Annotated in this window: 5 protein-coding genes, 1 tRNA gene and 1 pseudogene; 3 read left to right on the top strand and 4 right to left on the bottom strand. The window is 60.0% G+C overall.

Going from position 1 to position 8,249, the window contains the following annotated elements:
- Positions 1-90: 90 nt before the first annotated feature.
- The 3 genes and pseudogenes from AB5Y50_RS16755 to AB5Y50_RS16745 form a co-directional block, all read right to left on the bottom strand.
- Positions 91-1,531: pseudogene (locus tag AB5Y50_RS16755) on the bottom strand (transporter substrate-binding domain-containing protein); the annotation flags it as partial.
- Between the two features lie 177 nt (positions 1,532-1,708).
- Complete coding sequence (locus AB5Y50_RS16750; RefSeq protein ID WP_029314601.1) at positions 1,709-3,394, bottom strand: aspartate:alanine antiporter; 1,686 nt, start codon at positions 3,392-3,394, stop codon at positions 1,709-1,711.
- Positions 3,395-4,165: 771 nt separating this feature from the next.
- A tRNA-Asn gene (locus AB5Y50_RS16745) sits at positions 4,166-4,241 on the bottom strand.
- Between the two features lie 132 nt (positions 4,242-4,373).
- Here AB5Y50_RS16745 and uvrB point away from each other — a divergent pair.
- The 3 genes from uvrB to AB5Y50_RS16730 all read left to right on the top strand — a co-directional run bounded on the left by uvrB (position 4,374) and on the right by AB5Y50_RS16730 (position 7,450).
- Positions 4,374-6,386, top strand: coding sequence for an excinuclease ABC subunit UvrB (uvrB, locus tag AB5Y50_RS16740; RefSeq protein ID WP_052814371.1), 2,013 nt, complete (start codon positions 4,374-4,376; stop codon positions 6,384-6,386).
- Positions 6,383-6,640, top strand: a complete 258-nt coding sequence (locus AB5Y50_RS16735; RefSeq protein WP_041215068.1) for a DUF1232 domain-containing protein — start codon at positions 6,383-6,385, stop codon at positions 6,638-6,640. The genes uvrB and AB5Y50_RS16735 overlap by 4 nt, the downstream gene beginning before the upstream one ends.
- A gap of 147 nt (positions 6,641-6,787) precedes the next feature.
- Positions 6,788-7,450 (top strand): DedA family protein, encoded by a 663-nt coding sequence (locus tag AB5Y50_RS16730; protein ID WP_010674909.1) that lies wholly within the window; start codon positions 6,788-6,790, stop codon positions 7,448-7,450.
- 246 nt (positions 7,451-7,696) lie between these two features.
- On the opposite strand, the gene dsbB is transcribed toward AB5Y50_RS16730, so the two are convergent.
- Positions 7,697-8,218 carry a disulfide bond formation protein DsbB gene (gene dsbB / locus AB5Y50_RS16725; protein WP_010674908.1) on the bottom strand — a complete coding sequence of 174 codons (522 nt, stop codon included), beginning with the start codon at positions 8,216-8,218 and terminating at the stop codon, positions 7,697-7,699.
- Positions 8,219-8,249: the final 31 nt, after the last annotated feature.

Genomic DNA, 8,249 nt, shown 5'->3' with positions numbered 1-8,249 from the left:
AAGCAGGAACCCGGTACTGCGCGAGCAGCTATCACCCAGTAATGGGAATCCCCCTCCTGTGACGCGAAGCGCTAAGGTGGGGGAGGATGTCAACACCAGCTTGTAGGCGATGTAGTACTTGTAGATGTTGCCCACATAGGTGACCGTCTCGGGGCCGATTTTCTCTGCCGCCACGTACTCGACATTGTGGAACCAGACGTTGGGATCCAGCCCCCGTTTCCTGGCCTCGGCACGGAGCCTGGCTACCCGGGCGGGGCCGGCATTGTAGGAGGCGAACGAGAAGAGGGCCTTGTCGAGGGCGGTCATGGGCTCGTCCGCATAGTAGTGATCGATCATCCAGCGCATGTATTTGACGCCCCTGTGAATATTGGGCTCGAGCTGGCGGATGTCGCCGACCTTCAGCCCCTTGCCGGTGGCGGGCATGATCTGCATGATGCCGATGGCGCCCACATGGCTACGGGCATGATGGTTGAGGGCGGACTCCTGGTAGCCCTGGGCCGCCATCAGCAGCCAGTCCATGTCATAGCGTTCGCCATATTCACGGAACAGCTCGACCACCTGCAGGAATTTCTTGCGCTCCGCCTCGGCGGCGGCGCTTTTGACGAACTTGTTCTGCTTGAGATAACGGGCCAGGATCTCATCCCCCGTCGCCTTGCCGCGCAGCGCCTTGATCTGCTCGTTGAGCATGGCGAGCAACTGGGGGCTCTCCTTGCGCACCGCCCAGGCGATGACGCCCCCTTCCCGGAACACGGGGGCGTCGTGAATGGTGATTCCGGGGAAAATCTTTTGCCAGAAGCGGGCCTTGTGCTCGTCCATGACGATGAAGGGGAGCAGGCCTGCGTTCACCATCTCCACCAGATCTTCATCTTCGAGTACCTCCGAGGCGGGTTGGAGGTCGATGAGGGGCTCTCCCGCCGACTTGCGGGCCTGGTTGTAGGCCATGAGGCTACTCGTAGTAGCTGGAGGAGGGGCGCACGAAGACGCGCTGGCCCCCGAGATCGGCGGCGCTTTCCACCTTGGGGGAGAGGGGGCCGGAGACGAGCAGCTCCCGCACGTTTTCAAGCAGGGGATCGGTGAAGGCGATACCCTGCTTCTTGCGCTTGTCCGTGATGGTGAGATTGGCGGCGGCGATGTCGCCTTTGCCCTCGATGAGGGAGCTCAGCAGCGCTTCCCGGGCCACGGGAATGAAGACGAAGTGCACCTTGAGGTGGCGCTTGATCGCCTTTTGCTTGCGCAACTGTTCGTTGAGACGCTTTTCCACCTGCATGAAGGCATCGTAGGTGACGCCCCGCTGCACGCCCTTGGTGATGAAGAACCCCGTCTTGTTGTAGGTGGTGAGCACTCGGATGGTGCGCTGCTCCAGCATGACGTCGAGATCTCCCAGCCTGGGTCTGGCAAGCTCGTCCCCCTCAAAGCTCAGGGCGCTTTTCTCCGTCTCTGCCTCGGGGGCCACCTGCTTGCCGGATTCGGCCCCCCAGGCTGGCGTCAGGGAGCAGAACCACCAGATCACGACCATCCATGCGCGTTTCATCACTTACACCTCGCTCGTTTTATTGAGTGTAAGTGGCGCCTTGTGGGTGATTTAGCTTATTGGGTTTGATAGAGATGGCCCCATAGCACGATTTCCACTATTCCATCCAGGAGTGCCCGCCCATGAAAAAAGGAGCCCCGAGGCTCCTCTTTTTCTGCGTGTTGCGGGCCCGTTTGGCTAGAACCAGAAGCCGATGATGAAGGAGCCCGCCAGGGTCAACATGACGTTGGCCACCGCATAGGTGCCGGCATAGCCGAGCGCCGGGATGGAGCTGTTGGCCGCTTCGTTCACCACGTCCATGGCCGGGGCGCAGGTACGTGCGCCCGTGATGGCGCCGAGCAGCAGGGCTGGGTTCATTTTGAGCACCCAGACACCGAACAGGTAGCCTACCAGCACCGGCAAGGTGGTCACCAGCATGCCGGAGAAGAGCACCACCATCCCCACTTCGCTCAGGTGATCAAGGATGCCGCCCCCCGCCTTGAGGCCGGTACTCACCATGAAGACAGCGAGCCCGAGATCCTTGGCAAGGCGCAGGGCCCCCGGCGGCACATAGCCCACCGTGGGGTGGTTGGCCCGCAGGTAGCCCATCAGGATCCCCGCCAGCAGCAGGCCGACGGCATTGCCGAGGCCGAACTCTATCTGGCCGAACACCAGGGAGACGGAGCCGATGAGCAGCCCCAGCACGAAGAAGGTGGCAAAGGCCACCAGATCCGTGGTCTGGCTGTGGATGCTGATGAAGCCGATCTTGTTGGCCAGCAGCTTGACCCGCTGCTTCTCGCCGCTGATCTGCAGCACGTCACCCTTTTGCAGCATGATATTGCGATCGAACGGCATCTCGATCTGGGAGCGCACCACCCGGTTCAGGAAGCACCCCTTCTCGGTGAGGTTGAGCTCCACCAGGTGGCGACCCACCACGGCATCGTTCTTCACCACGATCTCTTCGGTGACGATCTGGAGGTCAAGCAGGTTGCGATCGAACACCTCTTTGCCGTTGCGGTAGTTGACGTCGAGCTTCTCGTGGCTCTCGGGGTAGCCCACCAGAGCTATCTCGTCCCCTTCCTGAATGACGGCATCACCGTCGGGGCTCGCCAGGATGCCGTTGCGGCGAATGCGCTCCACATAGCAGCCGGTGTGGGGATAGATGCCGGTCTCCCGCAGGGTACGCCCCCCGATCCAGGCGGCGAGCTCTGGGCCGACCCGATAGGCGCGGATGATGGGCAGATAGGTCTTGCGGCTCTCGCTGTCGGACAGCCCCCGCTCGCGCGCAATCTTCTGCGCTTCGGTATTGAGATCCAGCCTGGCCAGGGAGGGGAGGTAGCGCACCACCAGCATCAGCCCCACCAGCCCCACCAGGTAGGTCAGGGCGTAGCCGATGCCCATGTTGTCCAGCACCGACTGCATGTCGGTCTGGTGGGGCAGGTTGAGCAATCCGCTTCGCAGGGCGTCCTGCGCCCCCACCAGGGCCGGCGTGGAGGTGAGGGAACCTGCCAGAATGCCGGCGGCCATGCCGGGCCCCAGATTAAAGAACTTGGCGAGCCCCACGGTCAGCAGCAGGGCCGACAGCAGGATCACCAGGGTCAGGGTGATGTAGTGGATGCCGTCGCGAAGGAAGACGCTGAAAAAGTGCGGCCCCGCTTCAATTCCCACACAGAAGATGAACAGCATGAAGCCGACGTTTTCAGTGGAGGTGGAAAACTGGAATCCCATCTGGCCAAACAGCAGGGCGGTGAAGAGCACGCCTATGGTGTTGCCTATCTGGAAGTTGCCGATGCGTACCTTGCCCAGCAGCAGCCCGAAGGCTAGTACCACGAACAGCAGCAGGGAGTCGCTTTGATGTAGCAGTGTCACGAAATCTATGGTCATGCCCGGAAAAACCGAGGATAAAAGTGAGGCCGATATTGTGCCGGATCCTGTATCAAGAAAGAAGCGCCAAAGCGGATTAACAGCCAGTTAAGTGCTGGTCTCTTCGATGAAGATAGGGATGCGAGGGGGGGCTGGGGAAAACACCTCTATTTTACGCTGCAAGGCCCGCTGTCAATGAGTGAAATATGCTGTCGAGCAGAGAGGGGATGACGCTCCTGTGGACAATTTATTACCTGCTGCATGGGGAGCAAACGGGCATGTTTTTCAGCATTTTCCACTGAGGAAATTGAAGGGTAACAAAAGAGACTCATGACTCATCCGGCGAGGGCTGACCCGCAGGACGCGGCATAGCGAAAAAAAATCCCCCACAGGCAGCACCGCGAGTCGATTCATCCCATTTAGGGGGGAAGGGAAAAACAGCAGAAAATGGGGAAGAGCGGGGGCAGCCATCGCAAACCGGGGACAATGGCTGCCAGCCCAGATGAACCGTGGCTTTGGTCAAGTTACCCACAGAAACTGTGGATAACCCTGTTTATGAAACTTGGCAATCAGGCTGAAAGCCGCGCCAATACTGGGCTGCAAGGACTGTTCAAAAAATACCTGCAATAAATTGTTTCTATAAAAATCAAATAGTTATACGCAGCAGAACAAAAAGCTGCTGGTCAGTAACGGGAGATCAAAAGGGAGTCAGGCCGCAGGGGAGGGCTTGTGCATTAAAATTGGAAGAGGAAAGCACTAAAGTGGATAACTTGCACCGAGATGGTGAGGAATTGGCTCCCCCGACTGGACTTGAACCAGTGACATACGGATTAACAGTCCGCCGTTCTACCGACTGAACTACGGGGGAACATCAGGCAAGGAGGTGCATCATACAGAGGTCGTATTTCAGGGTCAATAGCCATCAGGGAGGGTGAGCGGATACCCAGCTCCTTCAACTCGGGGTACACTGCTCCCTTGCCGTTTTTTGCCGGGAGTCGTCATGAGCAAGTTATTCCAGTTGGCCAGCCAGTTTCAACCCGCCGGGGATCAGCCGAGGGCCATCGCCCAGCTGCTCGATGGCATCGAGTCGGGACTGGCCCACCAGACCCTGCTCGGGGTGACCGGTTCGGGCAAGACCTTTACCATGGCCAACGTCATCGCGACTCTTAATCGTCCCACCATGATCCTGGCCCCCAACAAGACCCTGGCGGCCCAGCTCTATGGGGAGATGAAGGAGTTCTTCCCCGACAACGCGGTGGAGTATTTCGTCTCTTATTACGATTACTACCAGCCCGAAGCCTATGTGCCGACCACGGACACCTTCATCGAGAAGGATGCCTCCATCAACGATCACATCGAGCAGATGCGGCTGTCAGCCACCAAGGCGCTGCTGGAGCGGCGCGACGTGGTGATCGTCGCCTCGGTATCGGCCATCTATGGTCTGGGGGATCCCCAGGCCTACCTCAGCATGATGCTGCACCTCAAAGTGGGGGACGTGATCAATCAGCGGGATATCCTGCGCCGCCTCGCCGAACTGCAGTACACCCGCAACGACATGGCCTTCCAGCGCGGCACCTTCCGGGTGCGGGGGGAGGTGATCGACATCTACCCCGCCGAATCGGACAAGCTGGCCCTGCGGGTGGAGCTGTTTGATGAAGAGGTAGAACGCCTCTCCCTGTTCGATCCCTTGACCGGCGCCATCGAGCAGACGGTGGTGCGTTACACCATCTACCCCAAGACCCACTACGCCACCCCGCGGGAGACCATTCTGGGTGCCATCGAGCACATCAAGGAGGAGCTCAAGGGGCGGCGCGAGCAGCTGATGAACCTCAACAAGCTGGTGGAGGAGCAGCGCATCAGCCAACGCACCCAGTTCGACATGGAGATGATGCAGGAGCTGGGTTACTGCTCCGGTATAGAGAACTACAGCCGCTACCTCTCCGGCCGCGCACCGGGTGAGCCGCCGCCCACCCTGTTTGACTACCTGCCGGGGGACGGCCTGCTCATCATCGACGAATCCCACGTCACGGTGCCGCAGATCGGCGCCATGTTCAAAGGGGACAGATCCCGCAAGGAGACCCTGGTGGAGTACGGCTTCCGCCTTCCCTCGGCGCTGGACAACCGGCCCCTCAAGTTCGACGAGTTCGAGGCGCTGATGCCCCAGACGGTGTTCGTCTCGGCGACCCCCGGCCCCTACGAGCTGGAGAAGTCAGGCGGTGACGTGGTGCAGCAGGTGGTGCGTCCCACCGGCCTGCTCGATCCTGAGGTGGAAGTGCGGCCGGTCAGCACCCAGGTGGACGATCTGCTCTCCGAGATCCGCAAGCGGGTGGCGGTGGAGGAGCGGGTGCTGGTCACGACACTGACCAAGCGGATGGCGGAGGACTTGACCGAATACCTGGCGGATCACGAGGTACGGGTGCGCTATCTGCACTCGGATATTGATACCGTGGAGCGGGTGGAAATCATCCGCGACCTGCGCCTTGGCAAGTTCGACGTCTTGGTGGGCATCAACCTGCTGCGCGAAGGACTCGACATGCCGGAAGTCTCCCTGGTGGCCATTCTGGATGCGGATAAAGAGGGCTTCCTGCGTTCCACCCGCTCCCTCATCCAGACCATCGGCCGGGCAGCGCGCAACCTCAACGGCAAGGTGATCCTTTACGGGGATACCATCACCAACTCCATGAAGGTTGCGATCGAAGAGACCGAGCGGCGCCGCGCCCTGCAACACGCCCACAACCTGGAACACGGCATCGTGCCGAAGGGGCTCAACAAGGCCATCGGCGATGTGATGGACATGGGGGGCAGCCGCACGGCGGGCAAGGCGGGCAAGGGGAGTCGCAAGGCTGCCGAACCGCAAGGGGAGTACCATGCCCGCTCTGCCAGCGAGATCAGCAAGGAGATCAAGCGGATGGAAGAGCAGATGTTCCAGCATGCGCGGGATCTGGAGTTCGAACAGGCGGCGGCGCTGCGGGATCAGATCCAGCGGCTGCGCGGCGAGCTGATCGAGTCATGAGCACCAGACGCTGGCTCATCTGGCGGCGTTTGCGCCGCCTCTATCAAGGCTTTCGCCACCCAGGCACGCCCTGGTGGGCGAAGGGGCTGGTGATCCTTATTCTGCTCTATGGCATCAGCCCGGTGGACGTTGTCCCCGATGTGGTGCCTCTCCTTGGCTGGCTCGACGACGCTACCTTGTTGCTGCTCCTCTTGTGGGGCTGGGAGAAATGCTTGCCCGGCGAGGTGCTGGCCGCTCTGGACAAGGCCGAGTGAGCAGAAGCCTACGTTCAGGGAGAGGGGAAAAGAAGGGGGGACTGAATGACTCCCTTCATGGGATTCGAAAAAGGGGACCATGGGGAGATTGTGAGCCAGGTCTCATTGGCGTAGACTCCACGCCGTTCACTTCATGGGTACCAAAAAATGGATCTGATCCTCTTTGCCATCGACTTTATTCTGCACGTTGACGTGCATCTGAAAGAGCTGTTCGAGAACTATGGCGTCTGGGTATACGCCATCCTGTTTCTCATCATCTTCTGTGAAACCGGGCTGGTGGTGACTCCCTTCCTGCCGGGGGACTCCCTGTTGTTTGCTGCAGGTGCCCTCACCGTGGGCAGCGTGTTGGACGTGCACACCCTAGCCGCCGTGCTGATCATCGCCGCGGTGCTCGGCAACGTGGTGAACTACACCATAGGCCACTTCTTCGGTGAGCAGCTGTTTCGCAACCCCGATTCCAAAATCTTTCGCCGGGACTATCTGGTCAAGACCCATGCCTTCTATGCCAAGCATGGCGGCAAGACCATCATCATCACCCGCTTCCTGCCCATAGTGCGCACCTTCGCCCCCTTCGTGGCGGGCATGGGGGCCATGACCTATCCCCGCTTCCTGGCGTTCAACCTGGTGGGGGGGCTCTTGTGGGTGCTCTCCTTCGTCTATGCCGGCCACTTCTTTGGCAATCTGCCGGTAGTGCGCCACAACTTTACCCTGCTCATCTTCGGCATCATCGCGGTCTCCTTGTTGCCCATGGTGATCGGCATGGTGAAGGCCAGGAGAAGTGCCAGCAAGGCTACCTCCGAAGGCGCGTGACATCGCCGTGCACGACATGAAAGAAGGGAGCCGATGGCTCCCTTCTTGTTGGTAGGCCGAGTGGCAGGTCGCTGCTGCGCCCTTTGACCCGCTTGTGGCCTGTTACGATGATGCACACCCGCAGGCAGCCACTTCATTGGCAGAACAGGGAGAAGGAGATCCGGCCCTCTGGGCATGGGGTCGTGAGGCGATAAAGAGGAAATAAAAAGGGAGCCATGGGCTCCCTTCTTAGGGTCGAGTGACGAACTAGTTGCAGCAGCGCCCTTTTATCAGGTTGCCAGCAGCCACGATGACGAACACCAGCAGATAGGCGGCAAAGATGACCACGAGCCACTGCGGCATGGAGAAACCGAGGAACTGCCAGCTGATCTCGCTGCAGTCGCCGTCCGGGTAGAACATCCAGGGAACCCACTTATCCAGTGGTGCCCAGGCAGGGAAGTCAACAAATCCCTCGCATACGTTGAAGGGGGAGGGGTTCATCTGGTAATCCACATGCTTGAGCGCCAGTTTCAGGCCCCAGAAGGCGCTGTAACCCCACAGGAGCATGGCACTCCAGCGCAGGTACCAGCGCTCTGGCGCGACCATGCCGAGGAGGCCGGCCGTGAGTACGCCGAGGAGGGCGATACGTTCATAAATGCACATCACGCAAGGGTGCAAACCCAACACGTGCTGGAAGAAGAGGGCGCAGAGTTCCAGCGCGAAAGCGGAGGCTGCCAGCAATCCCCAGGCCAGACGATGACTGGCAATGCGGCGAAGATACTCGATCATATGATTGATCTCTCAGAGAAAAATAGTGGCT

The sequence above is a fragment of the Aeromonas sp. s6 genome (assembly GCF_040907815.1).
Lineage (GTDB): Bacteria > Pseudomonadota > Gammaproteobacteria > Enterobacterales > Aeromonadaceae > Aeromonas > Aeromonas caviae.
Note: the sequence above shows the minus strand (reverse complement) of the source record. Positions and strands in the feature narration are given on the sequence as shown.

Coding starts and splice junctions, on each gene's coding strand:
- AB5Y50_RS16750 (WP_029314601.1), bottom strand. CDS start 3,394: ATGACCATAGATTTCGTGACACTGCTACATCAAAGCGACTCCCTGCTG.
- uvrB (WP_052814371.1), top strand. CDS start 4,374: ATGAGCAAGTTATTCCAGTTGGCCAGCCAGTTTCAACCCGCCGGGGAT.
- AB5Y50_RS16735 (WP_041215068.1), top strand. CDS start 6,383: ATGAGCACCAGACGCTGGCTCATCTGGCGGCGTTTGCGCCGCCTCTAT.
- AB5Y50_RS16730 (WP_010674909.1), top strand. CDS start 6,788: ATGGATCTGATCCTCTTTGCCATCGACTTTATTCTGCACGTTGACGTG.
- dsbB (WP_010674908.1), bottom strand. CDS start 8,218: ATGATCGAGTATCTTCGCCGCATTGCCAGTCATCGTCTGGCCTGGGGA.